Consider the following 18077-nt stretch of genomic DNA (forward strand, 5'->3'; position numbering starts at 1 on the left):
TAAGTTCCATGAGTTCCGACGCTGTGGCGTCCGGCCACAAACTTCCGGTGAAGCAGTTGCTCGGTGTGGTCGGGATAATTGGGTTCCTGGGAACCTGGGAGCTCATTCCGCGTCTGGGAATTATCGACGAACGTTACCTTCCGCCCGCCAGCGAGGTCATTTCCGCCCTGGCCCTCGACTTCGGCCTGACGGCGTTTTGGGTCTCGGTCGGTGAAACCATGAAGGCCTGGTTCCTGGGCCTCATCATCGCGGTTGCCCTCGCCGTGCTGCTGGGCTTCATCATCGGATCCAGCAGCTTCCTGCGCAAAGCCACCAACTCCACCGTCGAGTTCCTGCGCCCGATTCCGTCCGTGGCCCTCATCCCGCTGGCCGTGTTGCTCTTCGGCGTGAAGATCGAGTCGTCACTGATGCTGATCACCTATGCCGCCTTCTGGCAGGTCCTCATTCAGGTCCTCTACGGGGTGGCCGACGTCGACATGGTCGCCAACAACACCGCCAAGACCTACGGGCTGGGGTGGATGGCGCGGATCCGCTACGTCGTGTTCCCCACCGCGTTGCCCTACCTGATGACCGGTGTCCGGCTCGCAGCCACGGTGGCGCTGGTCCTGGCCATCACGGCGGAACTCGTGATCGGTTCGCCGGGGCTAGGCCGTGAAATCGCGCTCGCGCAATCCGGCGGCGCCATCTCGGGCATGTACGCCCTGGTGCTCGCCACCGGGCTGATCGGTGTGCTGATCAACGTCCTGATGCGCTTCATCGAAAAGAAGACCCTGTCCTGGCATTCCTCGGTCCGTTCTGAGGTGATCGTATGAAAGCACTGAAAACGGCGGCCTACCTGCTCGCGCTGCCAGTTCTGCTCGTCCTGGCCTGGTGGGCCTCCACCCTCGGAACGGTCAATTTCTTCGTCCCCACCCCGGCCGCCCTGGTCAACAAGTTCGGCGAGGTCTGGTTCGGCCCCCGCTTCTTCTCGGATGTGCTGCCCAGCATCGCCCGGCTCCTGATCGGCGTGGTCGCGGCGATCGTGATCGGCGTCGTGGGCGGGGTGCTGATCGGCTCGGTCAAATGGCTCCGGGCGTTGCTGGAACCGACGCTCGAATTCTTCCGCGCCATCCCGCCGCCCGTGCTGGTCCCGGTCCTGATCCTGCTGATGGGCATCACCGACTCGATGAAGATCGCGGTCATCATCTCCGGCTGTGTCTGGCCGGTGCTGCTGAACACCATTGAGGGCGTCCGCGCCGTGGACGGGGTCCTCTCGGATTCGGCCCACACCTACGGCATCGACGGCTGGGCCCGTGTGCGTTACCTGGTGCTGCCCTCGGCCAGCCCGCAGATCCTCGCCGGCGTGCGCCAGTCGCTGTCCCTGGGGCTGATCCTGATGGTCATCTCCGAAATGTTCGCCTCGTCCTCCGGGTTGGGCTTCACGATTGTCCAGTTCCAGCGGTCCTTCGCCATCCCCGAAATGTGGTCCGGCATCGTGGTCCTCGGACTGCTGGGCGTGGCCATGTCATTCATCTTCCAGTGGGCCGAGCGGAACATCCTGCGCTGGTACCACGGCCAGAAAGAGGTAGAAAATGCAGCCTAGTGCAGCGCAAGCGGCCCCGGAGGCGATGCTCTCCGTCCGCGGACTGAAGAAGGTCTACCAGACCGACGGCGGCGACGTCGAAGCGGTGCGGAACCTCACCTTCGATCTCCGCGCCGGTGAACTGGCCTGCCTCGTGGGCCCTTCGGGGTCCGGCAAGACCACCCTGCTCAAGTGCATCTCGGGCCTGATGACCCCCACCGAGGGGGAAGTGCTCCTGGACGGCAAGCGGGTGTCCGGGCCGCCGAAGAAGATGGCGGTGGTTTTCCAGGAATACGGACGCTCGCTGTTCCCCTGGATGCGGGTCAGGGACAACGTGGAACTGCCGCTGAAGAACCAGGGCGTGCCCAAGGCCGAACGCGACCGACTCGTCGACGAGGCCCTGGAGGCCGTGGGCCTGGCCCACGTGCCGCGCTCCTACCCTTGGCAGCTTTCCGGCGGCATGCAGCAGCGCGTGGCGATCGCCCGTGCCATCGCATACCAGCCCGAGGTCCTGCTGATGGACGAGCCGTTTGCCGCCGTCGACGCGCAGACCCGCGCGGACCTCGAGGACTTGATCCGGGTGGTCTGGAAGAAGCTCGGCGTGACCGTGCTTTTCGTGACCCACGACATCGACGAGTCGGTCTACCTCGGTGAACGGGTCATCATCCTCTCGAGCTCCCCGACCGTGGTGCAGGAGGACATCGTGATCGACCTTCCGGCCGAGCGGGACCAGCTGGAGACCCGTTCCCTGCCCCGGTTCACCGAGCTCCGCCACCACGTCTACGAGCAGATCCAGCTCGCCAAGAGGGGCCACCGCCCCGCAGCGGCGGGCGCGCCGGCAGCAGCTACCGCGGCAGCGTCGGCGCCGGCGGCCCCGGCGGCGGACCCCGGCGCCAGCGGCGCCTAGCTGTCCCGCCGGTCCGGGCGCCGGACGAAAAGAACACCCCGCCGCGGTTCTCCGCGGCGGGGTGTTCTTTCATTGCCGGGAAAGGCTAGCCGATCTTGTTGGCAGCCTCTGCGTCCGAAGTGGCAGCACCGGCGGCGGCACCCAGGTTGGCCCGAAGCTTCGCGCCGAGCTCGGCGTCGACGTTGGTCCAGTACTGGATGGCGCGCTCCTTGATGCCAGCGTCCTTGACGCCGCCCACCGCACCGGTGAGGGTGTCCAGCAGGCGGGCCTTGGCGCCGTCGTCGAACACCTCGCGGTACAGCGTGCCGGCCTGGCCGAAGTCGCCGTCCTCAGCGTGCAGGGAGTGCGCGGAGAGCGTCAGCTCGCCGTCGTTCTCCCAGCCGCCGGCCGGGTTCTGCGGTTCCACGGCGGCGGGACCGCCGAAGGAGTTCGGCGCGTACACCGGGACCGAGGGGGCGTTGAAGTGGTACCGCGCCGCGCCGTCCTGGCTGTAGTTGTTGACCTGGCTCTTGGGCAGGTTCACCGGGAGCTGGGCGTGGTTGGTGCCCACGCGGTAGCGGTGCGCGTCGGCGTAGGAGAAGATGCGGGCCTGCAGCATCTTGTCCGGGGAGGCGGCGATGCCCGGCACGAAGTTCGACGGCGCGAAGGTGGCCTGCTCGATCTGCGCGAAGTAGTTCTCCGGGTTCTTGTTCAGCTCCATGGTGCCGACCTTGACCAGCGGGTAGTCGCCGTGCGGCCATACCTTGGTGACGTCGAACGGGTTGAAGCGGTACGTCTTGGCGTCCTCGTACGGCATCACCTGGACGTGCAGGTCCCAGGAGGGGAAGTTGCCGGCGTCGATGTTCTCCTGCAGGTCGCGGATGTAGAAGTCCGCGTCCGCGCCGGCCAGCTCTTCCGCTTCGTCGCCCGTCAGGGACTTGACGCCCTGGTTGGACTTGAAGTGGTACTTGACCCAGAAGCGCTCGCCCGCTGCATTGATCCACTGGTAGGTGTGCGAGCCGTAGCCCTGCATTTCACGCCAGGAGGCCGGCAGGCCGCGGTCGCCCATGAGCCAGGTGACCTGGTGGGCGGACTCGGGGGAGAGGGTCCAGAAGTCCCACTGCATGTCGGCGTCCCGCAAGTGGGTGCCCGGGAGGCGCTTCTGCGAGTGGATGAAGTCCGGGAACTTGATGCCGTCGCGGATGAAGAACACCGGGGTGTTGTTGCCGACGAGGTCGTAGTTGCCCTCGGTGGTGTAGAACTTCACGGCGAAGCCGCGCGGGTCGCGGAGTGTGTCGGCGGAGCCTGCCTCGCCGGCGACGGAGGAGAAACGGATGAGCATGTCCGTCTCGGCGCCCGGCTGGAACAGCGCGGCCTTGGTGTACTGGGAGACATCCCCCGTGGTCGTGAACGTGCCGAAGGCGCCGCCGCCCTTGGCGTGCACGACACGCTCCGGCACGCGCTCGCGGTTGAACTGGGCGAGCTTCTCCACCAGGTAGTGGTCGGTCAGGATAATCGCGCCGTCAGCACCGACGGACTGCGAGTGGGCGTCGGAAGTGACGGGGGCACCGGACTGTGTCGTGGACACTGCGGGCGCAGAGATGTTCTGAGTCATCATTCTCCTATTTCTGTTTCTAACTTAGTTACGGTCGGCGGGGAGTTTTTGGGTGCGCTGGCAGTCCTCGCAGATGCCCTGGTACAGGACGTCCGCGATCTGGATGGTCATGGGCTTGGAGCCCGACTCCCAGTGCGGGGTGAGGCACGGCGCGTGGCCGACGGCGCATTCAACGTCCTCCACACGGCCGCAGCTGATGCAGACGGCGTGGTGGTGGTTGTCCCCCACACGCGTCTCATACAGCGCGGGCGAGTGCGGGGGTTCGAAGCGGCGCAGCATCTGCAGCTCGGTCAGGTCGCCGAGGACCACGTAGACGGACTGCGCCGTAAGTTCGGGCAGCTCCTCGCGGGCTGCGGCAAGGATGCTCTCCGCCGGCGAATGCGGGTGGCGTTCGACGGCGGCCAGCACGGCCAGCCGCTGCTTAGTGACCCGGCGGCCGTGGGCATGCAGGGCGGCGGTCCATGCCTCGCTGCCGCCCACCGAATCCGTCATGGCCCCATTCAAGCACTTATTTTGAGCTGGTCACAATAAGGTTCGGCTTATTTCCTTTGTGGCCCACTAGAGTTGCCGGGTGGGGAAATTCCTGGCGGACATCACGCCGTTACGCGAAAGCCCGGCCTTCCGCCGTCTGTGGCTGGGATCCGCCGCCTCGGCGTTGGGCAGCCAACTCACCCTCGTGGCCGTGAGCCTCGAGGTCTACCGGCTCACCCAGGACAGCCTGTACGTGGGGCTGCTGAGCATTTTTGCCCTGGTCCCGCTGGTGTTCGGCGGCCTCCTCGGCGGCTCCATCGCGGATGCCCACGACCGCCGCAAGGTCGCGCTGCTCGCCTCCGCGGTGCTGTGGCTGACTACGGTCGGCCTGGCGCTGCAGGCGTGGCTGCACTTGGGCAACGTCTGGCTGCTGTACCTGCTCGTCGCGGTGCAGAGCGGCGCGCAGGCCATCAACCAGCCGGCCCGCAGCGCCATCATCCCGGTCCTGGTCCGGAAAGAGCTCCTGCCCGCGGCGAATGCCCTGAGCATGATGATCTTCGGCCTGACCATGACCGCCGGTCCGCTGCTGGCCGGCGTGCTGGTGGCCACGGTCGGCTTCGCCTGGACCTACACGATCGATGTGGCCAGCTTCGCGTTTGTCGTCTGGGCCCTGCTGAAGCTGCCGCCCATGCCGCCAGGGCATGAGTCGCACCGGGCCGGCCTGCGCTCCGTCGTCGAGGGCTTCCGCTTCCTCGGCACGCGGCCGAACCTGCGTATGACCTTCGTGATCGACCTCGTGGCCATGATCCTGGCGCAACCGCGGGCGCTGCTGCCGGCCATCGCCGCACTCATGATCGGTGGCGGCGAAGCCACGGTCGGCGTGCTGCTGGCCTCAACTGCCGTCGGCGCGTTCCTGGCCGGGCTCTTCTCCGGCCCGCTCGGTGCGGTCCGGGCGCAGGGCACGGCGGTGGTCTGGTCTGTCATGGGCTGGGGCGCCTCCATCGCGGGGATGGGCCTCGTCGTCGTGCTCGCCGGCCGGTCCGGCGCCGCGGGCGTGACCCCCTGGCTGGTGCCTGCCGCCGTGTGCTGCGCGCTCGCCGGTATCGCCGACTCCGTCAGCGCGGTCTTCCGCACCACCATCCTGCAATCGGCCACCCCGGACCACCTGCGCGGCCGGCTGCAGGGCGTCTTCGTGGTCGTCGTCGCGGGCGGCCCCCGGGTGGGGGACATGCTGGCCGGCGGCGCGACTAAGCTGCTCAGTGAAGGCTGGGTTCTGCTCGCCGGCGGGGTGCTGTGCGCGGTGGTGGCCTGGCTCGTGGCGCGCTGGCAGTCCGGGTTCCTGAAGTACGACGCGCGGAACCCGGTTCCCTATCGGTTCGTTTCTTAGATGGGTGACCCGTGGGACACCCGATCGACGGCATGGCTTGGGAGGATCAGTGCATAACCATCACAACGGCTTGAAGACGGCGGCCCTGTTCGGCGTGCTCTGGGCGGTGCTGCTTGGCCTGGGCGCGGTGATTGGATCCGGGATGCGGAGTTCGGCGCCCATCTGGATCATGGCCCTGATCGGCGTCGGCACCACCGCCTACGGGTACTGGAACAGCGACAAGATCGCGATCCGGTCCATGCAGGCCTATCCGGTGACCGAGGCCGAGGCGCCGGAGCTGCACCAGATCGTCCGGGAGCTCTCCGCCCGCGCCAACCAGCCGATGCCGCGGATCTACATCTCACCGACCATGGCACCCAACGCCTTCGCCACCGGCCGGAATCCGCAAAACGCCGCGGTCTGCTGCACGCAGGGCATCCTGCAGCTGCTCGACGCCCGCGAACTCCGCGGCGTGCTCGGCCACGAGCTGATGCACGTCTACAACCGGGACATTCTCACCTCGTCGGTGGCCGCCGCCGTCGCGGGCGTGATCACCTCGGTGGGCCAGATGCTGCTGTTCTTCGGCGGGGGCGGCGACCGCCGCAACGGCAATCCCCTCGCCCTCCTCGCGATGGCCCTGCTGGCGCCGTTTGCCGCGTCGCTGATCCAGATGGCCATCTCCAGGACCCGCGAGTACGACGCCGACGAGGACGGTTCGGCGCTCACCGGCGACCCGCTGGCGCTGGCCTCGGCCCTGCGCAAGATCGAGCAGGGCGTCCAGCTCGCGCCGCTGCCGCAGGACCAGCGGCTGGTCAACGCCTCGCACCTGATGATCGCCAACCCGTTCCGCGGCGGCGGCATGGCGCGGATGTTCTCCACGCACCCGCGGATGAGCGAACGGATCGGCCGGCTTGAGCGGATGGCGGGGCGTCAGCTGGGCTAGGCCCGCCGGCCCGACGACGCGCACCTGGTTCCATGACGCACAAAAGGGCTGACGCTGCCGGAATACCGGTGGCGCCAGCCCTTTTGTGCGTCGCAGGGTAGTGCCCGACGCGGAGCGCAGCTAGCTGCGGAAGTTCACGAACTGGAGATCGGCCTCGTCGAAGCCTTTCAGCAGGTTCATGGTTTCCTGGAGGTCGTCGCGGGACTTGGACGTCACGCGCAGCTCGTCGCCCTGGATCTGGGACTTGACCGACTTGGGGCCCTCGTCGCGGATCAACTTGTTGATCTTCTTCGCGAGGTCCTGGGCAATGCCTTCCTTGATGGTGGCCTCGAGGCGGAATTCCTTGCCGGAAGGGTAGGGCTCGCCCGTGTCGAGGGACTTCAGCGAGATGCCGCGGCGGATCAGCTTGGACTGCAGCACGTCGAGGACGGCCAGCACCCGCTCCTCGGAGTTGGCCTTCATCAGGATCTTCTCGCCGCTGAAGTCGACCTCGGCGCCGACGCCCTTGAAGTCGTACCGCTGCGCCAGCTCTTTCTGCGCCTGGTTCAGCGCGTTGGCGACTTCCTGCTTGTCGACCTTGCTGACGACGTCGAATGTGGATTCGCCTGCCATGACTGTCCTCCTGATGTTGTCCGGACGCCCTGCTGGAGGGCGGTGTTTTCTGCATTCCAGCCTAGTACGGATGCTCCGGATGTGAAGGTGCCGCGGGGCGGCCGGTCTTCACAGTTGGCTCAAAGCTGAACCCCGGGGGGAACGAAGCTTGGCCCGGGAGAGTTGGGACCGTTGGAAGAGCCGCTTGAAAGGCAGGGCACATGAACCGCAGGGCCATCCGTAACGTCAGCAGCACCACCGCCGCAGCCGCGGGTTCCATCACGACGGCGGTGACGTCGGTGGCCGCCGCGGCCCTGGCGGCCTCCATCATCCTCAGCCCGGCCGCAGACGCTTCCGCCCGCCTCGGTGGCGTGCAGGCGGACCTGGCCCGGGCGGTGCAGCTGAACCAGGTCACCGCCGAGCAGGCGGCGAAGTTCGAGGCCAAACTCGCCGGCCGCATCCTCGGAGAAGCCTGATATTCCGGGCCACCCGGGGCCACGCGGCGCCGATTCGATTCTTCGGCGGAAGTTCTGTAAAGTTGTCTTGCCCGCGGTTGCTGGAAGCGGAACGGACTGGAAACAGGCGTTCGGCAGATGGAAGCCGCGAGTGATCTTCTTTTGAAGTTCGGCAGATTACCCGAGCGGCCAAAGGGGGCTGACTGTAAATCAGCTGGCAACGCCTACGGGGGTTCGAATCCCTCATCTGCCACCCTCGAGAAAGCCTCCGGAACCAAACGGTTCCGGAGGCTTTTTTGTTTTATTGCGCGACTGCTCCGTAGGTGCCGTTACGGGACGTGAAAACGGCAGTTATGGAGCAATCGGCGTTCGGTCCACGGCGGCGACGATGGCAGCACCCAGTTCCGCGGGCCTGGTGAACTGCGGCCAATGCCCGGTCGGCAGGTCCAGGTATTCGACGTCGCGGATCCGTGCCAGCTCCGCGACATACGGCTGCTCCGCGGCAATCCATTCGAGCAGCACCGACGTCGGAAATTCGCAGGCGATGACAGTTGCCGGAACGTCGTAGCGGCGGTCATCGTGGAGCCTCTGCTGGTCGTAGGCAACGCCCTTGGGTTCCGGGACGGCGCGGGCCCGGAAGGCGGACCGGAGCTCCTCGTCCAGGTCAACGAGGTCCTCGTCCTCGAAGAATTCCCATGGCGGCAGCGGCACCTCGTCGCCGTCGGCCGGCAGCTGGTCGTTGACGACGCCGCCGTCCCCCAGCGGGCCGCTGTCCACGTAGATGGCGCGGGCAACGCGGTCCGGTCGCGCATCCACGGCGCCATGGATGATCGCCCCGCCGCCGGAGTGGCCCACCAGGACCACCGGGGTATCCACCCTGTCTACGGCGGCCACGACGGCGTCGATGTGGGTGCGCAAGCCGATGCCGGCGCGCGGTGCGTCAGCCGACTCCAGCCCGGGCAGCGTGAGCGGGTGGACCCGATGCCCCGCGGCGACCAGCGGCGGCGTGACCTCCGACCACGACGACGCGTCCAACCAGAAACCGGGAACCAGGATGATGTCCATGACGGCACCCTACGCGGTCCGGCCGCTGGCGAAGGCGCGCAACGCAGGGGGTTTCCGCCGTCGAACGTCATTTTCCGGTCGAAAACGTGCCCGGCGTCACATCTTGGCCCGCTGAGGCGCTACTCTGTCGCAGGAGGGGGAATCACATGGAGATAGTCCTGGCAGCTGGCAAGGGGACGCTCAACCTGGATGAGAGCGGAATTCTTCGGCTGGCCTGGGCCTCCGGGTCCATGCTCGATACGGCGGACGCCGTCGATTCCGTCGTTGCCATTTCAAAAATCAGCGCCGGGCGGATGCTGCCCTTGCTGATCGACATCAGCGACGTCAAGCTGACCGCCGGAGCCCGCAACCATTACCTGGAGAGCCGCTTCGTTTCCTCCGTGGCACTCGTCGGCGAATCGAACGTGGACCGGGTTGTCGCCGCGTGGATGCGCCGCGGAAACGACTGCCCGCAACGCTACTTCACCTCCCGCGCCGACGCCCTGGAGTGGTTGGGTGAGCTGGCCGCCAGCGACGAACCGCAGAGCGTCGCCGGCTGATCCTTCCGCGGCACCGGAGGCTCCGGCGACACCCGGGCGGATAATCGGCCGATCCGGCATTACTGCGGAGTAGGGTTAGGCGCGTTGATCGAATGAGCCTGAGGAGTTGACATGAAATCGTTTGCATGTGGTGACGTTGTTCCCGGTTGTGAAGCCCGCTGGGTCTGCAGCACCGATGACGAAATCCTGGTCCAGGTCGGCGCCCATGCCGCGTCCGTGCACGGCCTGACCGAGCTTCCCGCCGAGCTCGTCGACTCGGTGCACAAAGCAATCCACCCGGTTAGTTGATTCCTGCGGCGGGCGGTCCACCTTCCGGGTCCGGCGCCACTGCACCGCCGGACTGGGATGGGCTGCTGGCCTCGGCCTGCCGCGGCGAAGGCCTGGCGGCTGCCTACCAGCCCATCGTTGATACCGCGCGGGGAGCGGTGGTGGGCTATGAAGCCCTCGCCAGGTTTCCCGGCTATGCCGAGAAGAACCCCGAAGTCTGGTTCGCCGCTGCGCGTCAACACGGGAAAGCCGCTGAACTCGAAGCGGCCGCGCTGCGCACCGCGCTCAAGGCCCGCGCCGCCCTGCCGGCCAACTGCTTCCTGACCCTCAACGTCTCACCGGAGCTGCTGACCACGGAATGCATCCGCAGCGTCTGGCGCGACGAGGGCAAACTGGGCGGCCTGATCGTCGAACTGACAGAGCAAACACCGATCGACTCGTACGTGGAGCTGGAACCGGACCTCAACCAGTTGCGCGCCGCCGGTGCCCTGATCGCCGTCGACGACGCCGGAGCCGGCTACGCGGGACTGCGCCACCTGCTGGCCCTGCGCCCCGCCCTGATCAAGATCGACCGGGACCTGATCCAGGACGTCGACCGTGATGAGGCGAAGCGTGCCCTCATCGGGATGCTCGGCGCGTTTGCGAGTCAGGTCGACGCCTGGATCCTGGCCGAGGGCGTCGAACGGGCGGAGGAGCTCGAGGCACTGGTCTCGCTGGGCGTCCCGCTCGTGCAGGGCTACTACCTCGCCCGGCCCGCCCCGCCCTGGGCCGGCATTGATCTTGACCTGGCCCACCGCCTCGCCAGCGCCCGTCCGGTGGCACACAAGACGGTCATCCGCGACGTCGTCGAACCGGCGACGACGGCCGGCAGCGTCACCCAGGCCGCTGACGCCTTCGCGGCCAACCCGGCGCTGGAGGCCGTCGTGCTGCTCGGCGAGCACCTGCGGCCGGTCGCGGTGCTGGACGCCGGAGCGTCCGCACTGGGCGTGGTCAGCCCCGGGATGCGCGTGAACCTCGATACCCCGCTCAGCCAGGCCCTGGCCCGGGCCATGACGAGGCCCAAGAACCAGAGGTTCGACTCGCTCCTGGTGACGGACAACGCGGGGCGTTTCGCCGGCGTTGCCAGGATGGAGCGGATGATCATTGCGCTCACCGGGACGGCAGGGGCACGTGACGACTGACGCCCCAAGCGCGCTGGCGGGAGAGCTGCCCGGCGGTCTCCGCATCAGGCTGCTTCGCGGTTCCGACGCCGAACGGCTGGGGGCCGCGTACCGGCGGAACCGGGATCATCTTGCGCCTTGGGAACCGGCCCGGAGCGCCGAGTTCTTCACCACGGAGGGGCAGCGCGCCAACATCGGCGGCAAACTCGCCATGTTCGGCGCCGGAACCGGCGTTCCGTGGGTCCTGCTGGCCGGCGGGGAGGCCGTGGGGACGATGACGCTGAGCGGCATCGTGCGCGGGCCTTTCCTCAGCGCCAACCTCGGGTACTGGGTGGATCAGGACTTCAACGGGCGGGGCATCGGATCGGCCGCCGTCGCCCATGTTGTCGGAGCCGCCAGCACCGCGCTGGGCCTGCACCGGATCCAGGCGGCCACGCTGCCGCACAATGCCGCTTCCCAGCGGGTGCTGCAGCGGGCCGGGTTCCAGCAGATCGGACATGCCCCGGAGTACCTGCAGATTGCGGGCGCCTGGCAGGACCATCTCCTGTTCCAGCGCATCCTGCACTGAGGCACGTGCGAGACTCACACAGTGACTGACGAATCCTTCGGCGACCTGCACCACGTCGAGCTCTGGGTGCCGGACCTTGCGCGGGCCCGGGACGAATGGGGCTGGCTGCTGACCAGGCTCGGCTACGGGCAGTTCCAGGACTGGCCCCGCGGGCGGAGCTGGCGGCGCGGCGCCACGTACATCGTCGTCGAGGAGTCACCCGACCTGGACGGCCGGAACCACCACCGCACCGCGCCCGGGCTGAACCATCTGGCGTTCCGGGGCGGAACGCCGGAGCACGTGGACGCGCTGGCCGCGGACGGCCCCGGCAACGGCTGGACCGAGCTGTTTCCGGAAAAATATCCGCACGCCGGCGGCCCCGGACATTACGCTGCCTACCTGGTGAACTCGGACGGTTTCGAAGTCGAGCTGGTCGCCACCGGCTGACCCGGCGGCCGGGCGGGTACCGTGATACCCATGAGCATCATCCTGGTGGGCGGGGGCCCCGATACCGTCACCACCCCGGTTATCTTTGACCGCTTCGTCAAGGATGTCCGGAACCGCGGCGGGGGAAGCCGGCCTCCCCGGATCGTCGTCGTGCTGTTCGACCGCGAAGGCAGCTCGGAGTATTTCCTCCCCGCGTACCTGGAGCCGCTGCAGAGCCGCACGCCCTGCCAGCTGACACCGATCCTGCTGCGCTCCCACGAGCCGGCGGACCCGGGGGCGTTCGACGACGTCGACGGGATCCTCGTCGGAGGCGGCCCCGCCCCGGACTATCTGGCCGGCCTGCAGGCCTCGGCCGCGGCAATCCGGAAGGCGGTCGCTTCGGGCGTGCCTTATCTGGGGTTCTCCGCGGGGGCGATGATCGCGCCGCAGCGGGCGCTTGTGGGCGGATACCGGGTCCGGGGCATCGAGGTGTGCTCGGAGGAATGCTCCGAAGGCCTTGACGAACTCGACGTCCGCGACGGTCTGGGCCTGGTGCCGTTCGCCGTCGACGTCCATACCGCGCAGGCCGGAACCCTGAGCCGCGCGGTCGCGGCGGTGGCGGAGGGCCTGGTTGACCGGGCCGTGGCCGTGGACGAGAACACCGCGCTGGTGCTGCGCCACGCGGGCCTCGAGGACCTTGAGGTGCTCGGCACCGGGAACTGCTGGACCATCCGCGGCTCCGGCCGCAAGGCCACGGTGGCGGTGCTGTCCGCCGGCTGAGCGGCCGACCCTTCTTGGCACCTTTGTTACCCGCGGGTAACATAGTCCCATGCACCTGCTGCTCCGCACCCTCCTCCTGCTCATCAAGTCCGCCCGGCGCTCGCCGCTGAGCATCTGGGACACGTCCTCGCTGCCGCTCCGCGTGCTCCCGACAGACATCGACATCGCAATGCATGTCAATAACGGCATGTACCTCTCGCTGATGGACCTGGGCCGCTTCGACCTGATGGCACGCAGCGGGACCTGGAAGGCCATGCGCCGGCGCGGCTGGACGCCAGTGGTGGCGGGGGAGACGATCGCTTTCCGCCGCTCCCTGCAGCTCTGGCAGCAGTACACCATCGAGTCCAAGGTCATCGGCCTGGATGAGAAGGCCATCTACTTTGAGCAGCGCATGGTGGTCGACGGCGAAATCTACGCCCGCGCCCACATCGCCACCCGGCTGGTCAGCAAGGGCAAGCCGGTCAGCCAGGAAGAGATCATCCGCGAGTTCGGGGCGCCGCCGGCGGACCTGGAGCTGCCCGAATGGATCCACGAGTGGCGGGAAACGAACGCGCTGCCGGGCGCCCGCCGCCCCGCCCCGCACGTCTGGGCGTGACCTCCGCGCCGTGCCCGCCGGGATGTGCCATCAGCGAAACGCAGGGGACTTTCGCGGGCGGCTCGCGTACCGTTGACGCATGGCTACCGTAGACATTACAGGTGAACAGTTCGCATCGACCGTCGAGGACAACGACATTGTCCTCGTAGACTTCTGGGCCGAATGGTGCGGCCCGTGCAAGCAGTTTGGCCCCACGTACTCGGCCGTTTCGGAGAAGCACCCGGACGTGGTCTTCTCCAAGGTGGACACCGAAGCGGAGCAGCAGCTTGCCGCCGAGGCCGGTATCACCTCGATCCCCACGCTGATGGCCTTCCGCGAAAAGGTACTGGTGTTCTCCCAGCCCGGTGCGCTGAACGCCCAGCAGCTGGAGCAGGTGGTCGACGCCGTCAAGGCCCTCGACATGGAGGAGGTCCACGCGCACGTGGCCCGTTCCCAGGCCGAGGCCGCCGCAACCCAGCAGGACGGCAGCCAGATTCCGGATATCTAAGCCGGACTGCCGCAACAAACAGCAACGCGGGGTCACTTCGCGCCCATCCCTTGAGGGATTACCGGCGCGAGGTGACCCCGCGTTTGTGTTCGGAGGCGGGGCGGGCTTAGAGCTTTTCCAGCTTGACCGGCTCGGCCAGCAAGGCGCTCAGGGACTCGTTCAGGTCCTGGACCGCGGTGCCCTTGGAGTGCTTGTCCAAGTCTGTCTGGGAAGCCCACTGCTCGGTCAGCACCAGCTTGTCCTCGCTCGCCTCGGTCAGCTCATATCGGATGCAGCCGGGTTCGTTGACGACCTCGTCGATCGCGATTTCGAGGGCAAGCTTCACGCGGAAGAATTCGCCCTCGTTGGGAATGAAAGTGGCCTGCAGGTCAATGGGTGCGCTCATGGGTTTTACCCTACCGGGCGGCCGACCCGGCGTCGGAAGATGTCCTGAAGATTTCCTAGGACTTCCACGCTTTGCCCTTCTCTTGCCGGCGGCCTGTTGGTAGCGTCACACCATGCTTGCGTACACAGCCGGGGACACTGACGTCCCGCTGATCGATGAAACCATCGGCGACCACTTTGAGCGGATCGTCGCCCGGTTCCCGTACCACGACGCGCTGATCGAGGCCGCGGCGGTTCCCGGCGGGGAGGCCCGGCGGTGGAGCTACACCAAGATGAACGACGACGTCGACCGGCTGGCCCGCGCGCTGCTGGCGCTCGGCGTCGCCAAGGGAGACCGGATCGGAATCTGGAGCCCGAACTGCGCCGAATGGACCATTCTGCAGTACGCCACAGCGAAGATCGGGGCGATCCTGGTCAACGTCAATCCGGCGTACCGCAGCCACGAGCTGGAGTTTGTCGTCAAGCAGAACGGCATGCGGATGCTGGTGGCGGCGCCGTCGGACCGGAACAGCGACTACACGGTGATGGCCCGGCAGGCGCTGGCGGAATGTCCCGAGTTGCGCGAAGTCGTGTTCCTGCCCGATTCCGGCCAGCCCGGCCTCACCGCCGGGGTCCCGGAAAATGAGGCGGAGCGGACATTCGCCGAGCTGCTGAGGCGGGCCGACGACGTCGCGCACGCCGGCTTGAAGGCGCGGATGGCCGAACTGGACCCGCACGACGCGATCAACCTGCAGTACACCTCCGGCACCACCGGTTTTCCCAAGGGCGCCACCCTGACCCACCACAACCTGCTCAACAATGGCTTCGCCATCGGCGAGCTGCTGGCTTACACCGAGCACGACCGGGTGGTGCTGCCGGTGCCGTTCTACCACTGCTTCGGAATGGTGATCGGCAACCTGGCCGCCTTCAGCCACGGCGCCGCCACCATCATTCCGGGCCGCGGGTTCACGCCGGCCGCCGCGCTGGAGGCAGTGCAGGACTTCGGCGGAACGTCGCTCTATGGCGTGCCGACCATGTTCATCGCCGAACTCGCGCTGCCGGACTTCGCCTCCTACGACCTCTCGACGCTGCGCACCGGCGTCATGGCCGGGTCGCTGTGCCCCATCGAGGTCATGAACCGGGTGATCTCGGAAATGAACATGCGCGACGTGGCCATTTGCTACGGCATGACCGAGACCTCTCCGGTCTCCACCATGACCCGCGACGGGGACACCATGGCCCAGCGCACGCAGACCGTCGGCCGCACCATGCCGCAGCTGGAGAACCGGATCGTGGACCCCGTGACCGGGGAGGTGCTGCAGCGCGGCGAGATCGGCGAGTTGTGCACCCGCGGGTACTCCGTGATGCAGGGCTACTGGAACCAGCCGGACAAGACGGCCGAGGCGATCGACGCCGAAGGCTGGATGCATACCGGCGACCTGGCGCGCATGGATGAGGACGGCTACCTGGTGATCGAGGGCCGGATCAAGGACATGGTGATCCGCGGCGGCGAGAACGTCTACCCGCGCGAGATCGAGGAGTTTCTCTACACGCACCCGGATATCCAGGACGTTCAGGTGATCGGTGTCCCTGACGCCACGTACGGTGAGGAACTGATGGCGTGCGTGATCCTCAAGCCCGGAGCCGGCAGGCTGGACGCCGCGGGGCTGGCGGAATTCTGCCGGGGCAAGCTGGCGCACTACAAGATCCCGCGCTACGTGGACGTCCGGGAAAGTTTCCCGATGACCGTGTCCGGCAAGATCCGCAAGGTGGACATGCGCCAGGAAGCCGTCGCCAGACTGCATCTTTGACCGCAACGCGGGGTCACTTACGGCCCATCGCGGGGCCGTGGATGGGCCGTAAGTGACCCTGCGATGCTTCGAATTGGGCAGGCCTGTGGATAACTCAGGCAGCGAGCCTAATCCGCGGCCACAATGGTGCCCATGGTCCGCATTGTGCCGCTCCCCGAAAGTCTCTTCCAGACGCCGTTCACGGTCTACGATTCCCGTGCGGTCGGCGTTACGTCCAAGCGGCTCCGGGCGAAGGACCTGTCCGACGGCGGCCGTCTCATCTATCTGCCGGCCGGCAGGCACCTGGAGATCTTCGAACGTGCCCGGGTACTCAGCGCAGCCACGCCCGGCGCCTGGGTGTCCCACGAGACCGCCGCCGTGCTCACCCGGCTCGGACTGCCGCCGTGGCTGGGCGGGTGTTCCACCATCCATCTCAGCAAGCCGCACGAACTGCCTCGCGTCCGCCGGGCCGGGGTTACGGGACACCGCGTGCGGTGTATCCCCGGCGAGCTGACCGACGTCGACGGCGTCCCTGTGACGGCACCGCCGCGGACCTGGCTGGATCTCGCCTCGGGCCTGCCTCTCAACTACCTCATCGCCCTGGGCGACCAGATCATTCGGATACCCCGGCCTGGACTGGAACAGCGCTCAGAGCCCTACGCGTACAAGGACGGACTGCGGCTACTCATCCGCCAGCATCCCAACATGAAGGGCGTCGAGAAAGCCCGGCTGGCCCTGGACGAGATGCGGGTGGGGGCGGATTCGTTCCCGGAGACCTTTCTGCGGCTGGCGCTGATGGACGCGCGATTACCGGAGCCGGAGCTTCAGATCAGGCTGGACCCTGACGACCGGCGCTCGCCGGCCGCAGACCTGGGCTACCGGAGGTACCGCATCGCCATCCAGTACGAGGGCGCCCACCACCTCACCCGGGAACAACAATCCAGGGACATCCGGCGGGACGAAGCGTTCCGCGGCGCTGGCTGGGCGTACTTCAAGGCCAACGCCGATGACCTCGCCGATGGCTTCGAAGCCCTCGTTGGCCGGATCAAGAAGACCCGGCTCCGCTCGGTCTAACGCAACGCGGGGTCAGATCGCGCCTATAAAGGCGCCCCGGATGGGCCGGATGTGACCCCGCGTTGCTTCAGCGGCGCCGGTCAGTGGCCGCGGTGGTCCTGGATGGTCATCCGCGGCCCGAAAACCGGCTTGCGGAACCCGCTGAGGCCGATCATGCGCACCACCCGCTGGCGGTGCCCGGCCCAGGGCGCCAGCAGCCTCAACATCCCGGCGTCGTCGGTCCGCCGCCCGGTCAGGGCCGCGCCGACGTAGGCCGCGAGGTGGTAGTCGCCCACCGCGATCGAGTCCGGACAGCCGTGCGTGCGCTGCACCACCTCGGCCGCCGTCCAGACGCCGATCCCGGGAAGGGTCTGCAGCTTCGCGGCCGCTTCGGCCGCCGGCAGCGCCGCCAGCCGTTCCAGCGCGGCCGCGGAACGCAGCGCCCGCATGACGGTGTCCGATCGTTGCGGGCCGACTCCGGCCTTGTGCCATTCCCAGGACGGGATGCGCAGCCACTGCTCGGGCGTGGGCTGGACCAGGAGGTTGGCGGGGGCCACGGTGCCGGCGCCGGGCGCCGCTGTCCCGAAGCGGTACATCAGGTAGCGGTAGCCGCGGCGTGCCTCGATCACCGTGACCTTCTGCTCGAGCACCGTAGGCACCAGGGAATCGATCATCCGCCCGGTGGCCGGCAGCCGGAGGGCGGGGTTGCGGCGTCGTGCGTCGACAACCATCCGGGGGAGCGTGGCGTGGAAGCCGGGTTCGTCGAAGGCCGTCCAGTCGTCGTCGCGTCCCAGCATTCGCGGAACGGCCTCGATCGCCGCGGCTGCCCCGGGCCCCCAGGCGCGCGCCTCGATCCAGGGCGCGGCCGCCGGACCCGCGGACGCCAGGCGCAGCGTGGCCGGACCGGCCGCCGTCGTGAACGCCATCCAGAAGCCGTCCGCAGTGACCCGGATGGACGGATCGCCGTGGCCCCGGCGGAGCGTGCCGAGGGTCTGCAGGAGATCGAACGGGCCGCCCGGGTGCCACCGCAGCGAGGCGTCCGCCGCGGCGGGCACGCCGGCGGGGAGCTCTGCGGTGGTCACTCGAATATGTTCCCACGCCCGGCCGACGGCGGGCA

General features: G+C 67.8%; 22 protein-coding genes and 1 tRNA gene. 17 read left to right on the top strand and 6 right to left on the bottom strand.

Features of this window, described 5'->3' with window-relative positions:
- The first annotated feature begins 8 nt into the window (after positions 1 to 8).
- The 3 genes from AC1DB8_RS02235 to AC1DB8_RS02245 are packed head-to-tail and all read left to right on the top strand — an operon-like array spanning position 9 to position 2468.
- On the top strand, positions 9 to 812 hold the full coding sequence (locus tag AC1DB8_RS02235) for an ABC transporter permease (protein WP_476892072.1): 804 nt from the start codon (positions 9 to 11) through the stop codon (positions 810 to 812).
- Positions 809 to 1582: an ABC transporter permease gene (locus AC1DB8_RS02240; RefSeq protein ID WP_441416943.1), complete on the top strand. Its 774-nt coding sequence runs from the start codon at positions 809 to 811 to the stop codon at positions 1580 to 1582. Before AC1DB8_RS02235 ends, AC1DB8_RS02240 begins: the two co-directional genes overlap by 4 nt.
- Positions 1572 to 2468: an ABC transporter ATP-binding protein gene (locus tag AC1DB8_RS02245; RefSeq protein WP_476892073.1), complete on the top strand. Its 897-nt coding sequence runs from the start codon at positions 1572 to 1574 to the stop codon at positions 2466 to 2468. The genes AC1DB8_RS02240 and AC1DB8_RS02245 overlap by 11 nt, the downstream gene beginning before the upstream one ends.
- A gap of 85 nt (positions 2469 to 2553) precedes the next feature.
- Here AC1DB8_RS02245 and AC1DB8_RS02250 read toward each other — a convergent pair whose 3' ends face one another.
- A complete protein-coding gene (locus AC1DB8_RS02250; RefSeq protein ID WP_476892290.1) occupies positions 2554 to 4062 on the bottom strand; it encodes a catalase in 1509 nt (502 codons plus the stop codon).
- 24 nt (positions 4063 to 4086) lie between these two features.
- A complete protein-coding gene (locus tag AC1DB8_RS02255) occupies positions 4087 to 4554 on the bottom strand; it encodes a Fur family transcriptional regulator (RefSeq protein WP_476892074.1) in 468 nt (155 codons plus the stop codon).
- 79 nt (positions 4555 to 4633) lie between these two features.
- Between AC1DB8_RS02255 and AC1DB8_RS02260 the strand changes: the two genes are divergently transcribed.
- Both AC1DB8_RS02260 and htpX read left to right on the top strand, forming a co-directional pair.
- Positions 4634 to 5920 carry an MFS transporter gene (locus tag AC1DB8_RS02260; RefSeq protein ID WP_476892075.1) on the top strand — a complete coding sequence of 429 codons (1287 nt, stop codon included), beginning with the start codon at positions 4634 to 4636 and terminating at the stop codon, positions 5918 to 5920.
- 49 nt (positions 5921 to 5969) lie between these two features.
- On the top strand, positions 5970 to 6842 hold the full coding sequence (htpX, locus tag AC1DB8_RS02265) for a zinc metalloprotease HtpX (RefSeq protein WP_476892076.1): 873 nt from the start codon (positions 5970 to 5972) through the stop codon (positions 6840 to 6842).
- A gap of 120 nt (positions 6843 to 6962) precedes the next feature.
- Here the strand turns inward: htpX and AC1DB8_RS02270 are convergent, their stop codons facing one another.
- Positions 6963 to 7454 carry a YajQ family cyclic di-GMP-binding protein gene (locus AC1DB8_RS02270; RefSeq protein ID WP_138768479.1) on the bottom strand — a complete coding sequence of 164 codons (492 nt, stop codon included), beginning with the start codon at positions 7452 to 7454 and terminating at the stop codon, positions 6963 to 6965.
- Positions 7455 to 7654: 200 nt separating this feature from the next.
- Here AC1DB8_RS02270 and AC1DB8_RS02275 point away from each other — a divergent pair, with 200 nt between their 5' ends.
- Positions 7655 to 7909 (top strand): hypothetical protein, encoded by a 255-nt coding sequence (locus tag AC1DB8_RS02275; protein ID WP_441416949.1) that lies wholly within the window; start codon positions 7655 to 7657, stop codon positions 7907 to 7909.
- A gap of 150 nt (positions 7910 to 8059) precedes the next feature.
- Positions 8060 to 8141, top strand: a tRNA-Tyr gene (locus AC1DB8_RS02280).
- Positions 8142 to 8239: 98 nt separating this feature from the next.
- Here the strand turns inward: AC1DB8_RS02280 and AC1DB8_RS02285 are convergent.
- Positions 8240 to 8953 (bottom strand): alpha/beta fold hydrolase, encoded by a 714-nt coding sequence (locus AC1DB8_RS02285; RefSeq protein WP_441416950.1) that lies wholly within the window; start codon positions 8951 to 8953, stop codon positions 8240 to 8242.
- A gap of 146 nt (positions 8954 to 9099) precedes the next feature.
- Here AC1DB8_RS02285 and AC1DB8_RS02290 point away from each other — a divergent pair, with 146 nt between their 5' ends.
- The 8 genes from AC1DB8_RS02290 (at position 9100) to trxA (ending at position 13754) form a co-directional block, all read left to right on the top strand.
- Entirely contained in the window at positions 9100 to 9492 is a 393-nt protein-coding gene (locus tag AC1DB8_RS02290) for a DUF7793 family protein (RefSeq protein WP_441416951.1), read from the top strand.
- Between the two features lie 111 nt (positions 9493 to 9603).
- Positions 9604 to 9780 (top strand): DUF1059 domain-containing protein, encoded by a 177-nt coding sequence (locus AC1DB8_RS02295; RefSeq protein ID WP_441416952.1) that lies wholly within the window; start codon positions 9604 to 9606, stop codon positions 9778 to 9780.
- A complete protein-coding gene (locus AC1DB8_RS02300) occupies positions 9777 to 10940 on the top strand; it encodes an EAL domain-containing protein (protein WP_441416953.1) in 1164 nt (387 codons plus the stop codon). Before AC1DB8_RS02295 ends, AC1DB8_RS02300 begins: the two co-directional genes overlap by 4 nt.
- Positions 10930 to 11487, top strand: coding sequence for a GNAT family N-acetyltransferase (locus tag AC1DB8_RS02305; protein WP_476892077.1), 558 nt, complete (start codon positions 10930 to 10932; stop codon positions 11485 to 11487). Before AC1DB8_RS02300 ends, AC1DB8_RS02305 begins: the two co-directional genes overlap by 11 nt.
- 21 nt (positions 11488 to 11508) lie before the next feature.
- Positions 11509 to 11913 (top strand): VOC family protein, encoded by a 405-nt coding sequence (locus AC1DB8_RS02310; protein ID WP_476892078.1) that lies wholly within the window; start codon positions 11509 to 11511, stop codon positions 11911 to 11913.
- Between the two features lie 30 nt (positions 11914 to 11943).
- On the top strand, positions 11944 to 12672 hold the full coding sequence (locus AC1DB8_RS02315) for a Type 1 glutamine amidotransferase-like domain-containing protein (RefSeq protein WP_476892079.1): 729 nt from the start codon (positions 11944 to 11946) through the stop codon (positions 12670 to 12672).
- Positions 12673 to 12721: 49 nt separating this feature from the next.
- Positions 12722 to 13267, top strand: coding sequence for an acyl-CoA thioesterase (locus AC1DB8_RS02320; protein ID WP_441416957.1), 546 nt, complete (start codon positions 12722 to 12724; stop codon positions 13265 to 13267).
- A 79-nt stretch (positions 13268 to 13346) separates the two neighbouring features.
- On the top strand, positions 13347 to 13754 hold the full coding sequence (gene trxA / locus AC1DB8_RS02325) for a thioredoxin (RefSeq protein ID WP_175321340.1): 408 nt from the start codon (positions 13347 to 13349) through the stop codon (positions 13752 to 13754).
- Positions 13755 to 13860: 106 nt separating this feature from the next.
- On the opposite strand, the gene AC1DB8_RS02330 is transcribed toward trxA, so the two are convergent.
- Positions 13861 to 14139: a putative quinol monooxygenase gene (locus tag AC1DB8_RS02330; protein ID WP_476892080.1), complete on the bottom strand. Its 279-nt coding sequence runs from the start codon at positions 14137 to 14139 to the stop codon at positions 13861 to 13863.
- 112 nt (positions 14140 to 14251) lie between these two features.
- Here AC1DB8_RS02330 and AC1DB8_RS02335 point away from each other — a divergent pair, with 112 nt between their 5' ends.
- Entirely contained in the window at positions 14252 to 15928 is a 1677-nt protein-coding gene (locus tag AC1DB8_RS02335) for an AMP-binding protein (RefSeq protein ID WP_476892081.1), read from the top strand.
- A 132-nt stretch (positions 15929 to 16060) separates the two neighbouring features.
- Positions 16061 to 16981, top strand: coding sequence for a hypothetical protein (locus AC1DB8_RS02340; protein WP_476892082.1), 921 nt, complete (start codon positions 16061 to 16063; stop codon positions 16979 to 16981).
- An 80-nt stretch (positions 16982 to 17061) separates the two neighbouring features.
- Here the strand turns inward: AC1DB8_RS02340 and AC1DB8_RS02345 are convergent, their stop codons facing one another.
- Positions 17062 to 18042: a DNA-3-methyladenine glycosylase family protein gene (locus tag AC1DB8_RS02345; protein ID WP_441416962.1), complete on the bottom strand. Its 981-nt coding sequence runs from the start codon at positions 18040 to 18042 to the stop codon at positions 17062 to 17064.
- Positions 18043 to 18077: the final 35 nt, after the last annotated feature.

The organism is Arthrobacter sp. 10N410, from assembly GCF_056394945.1.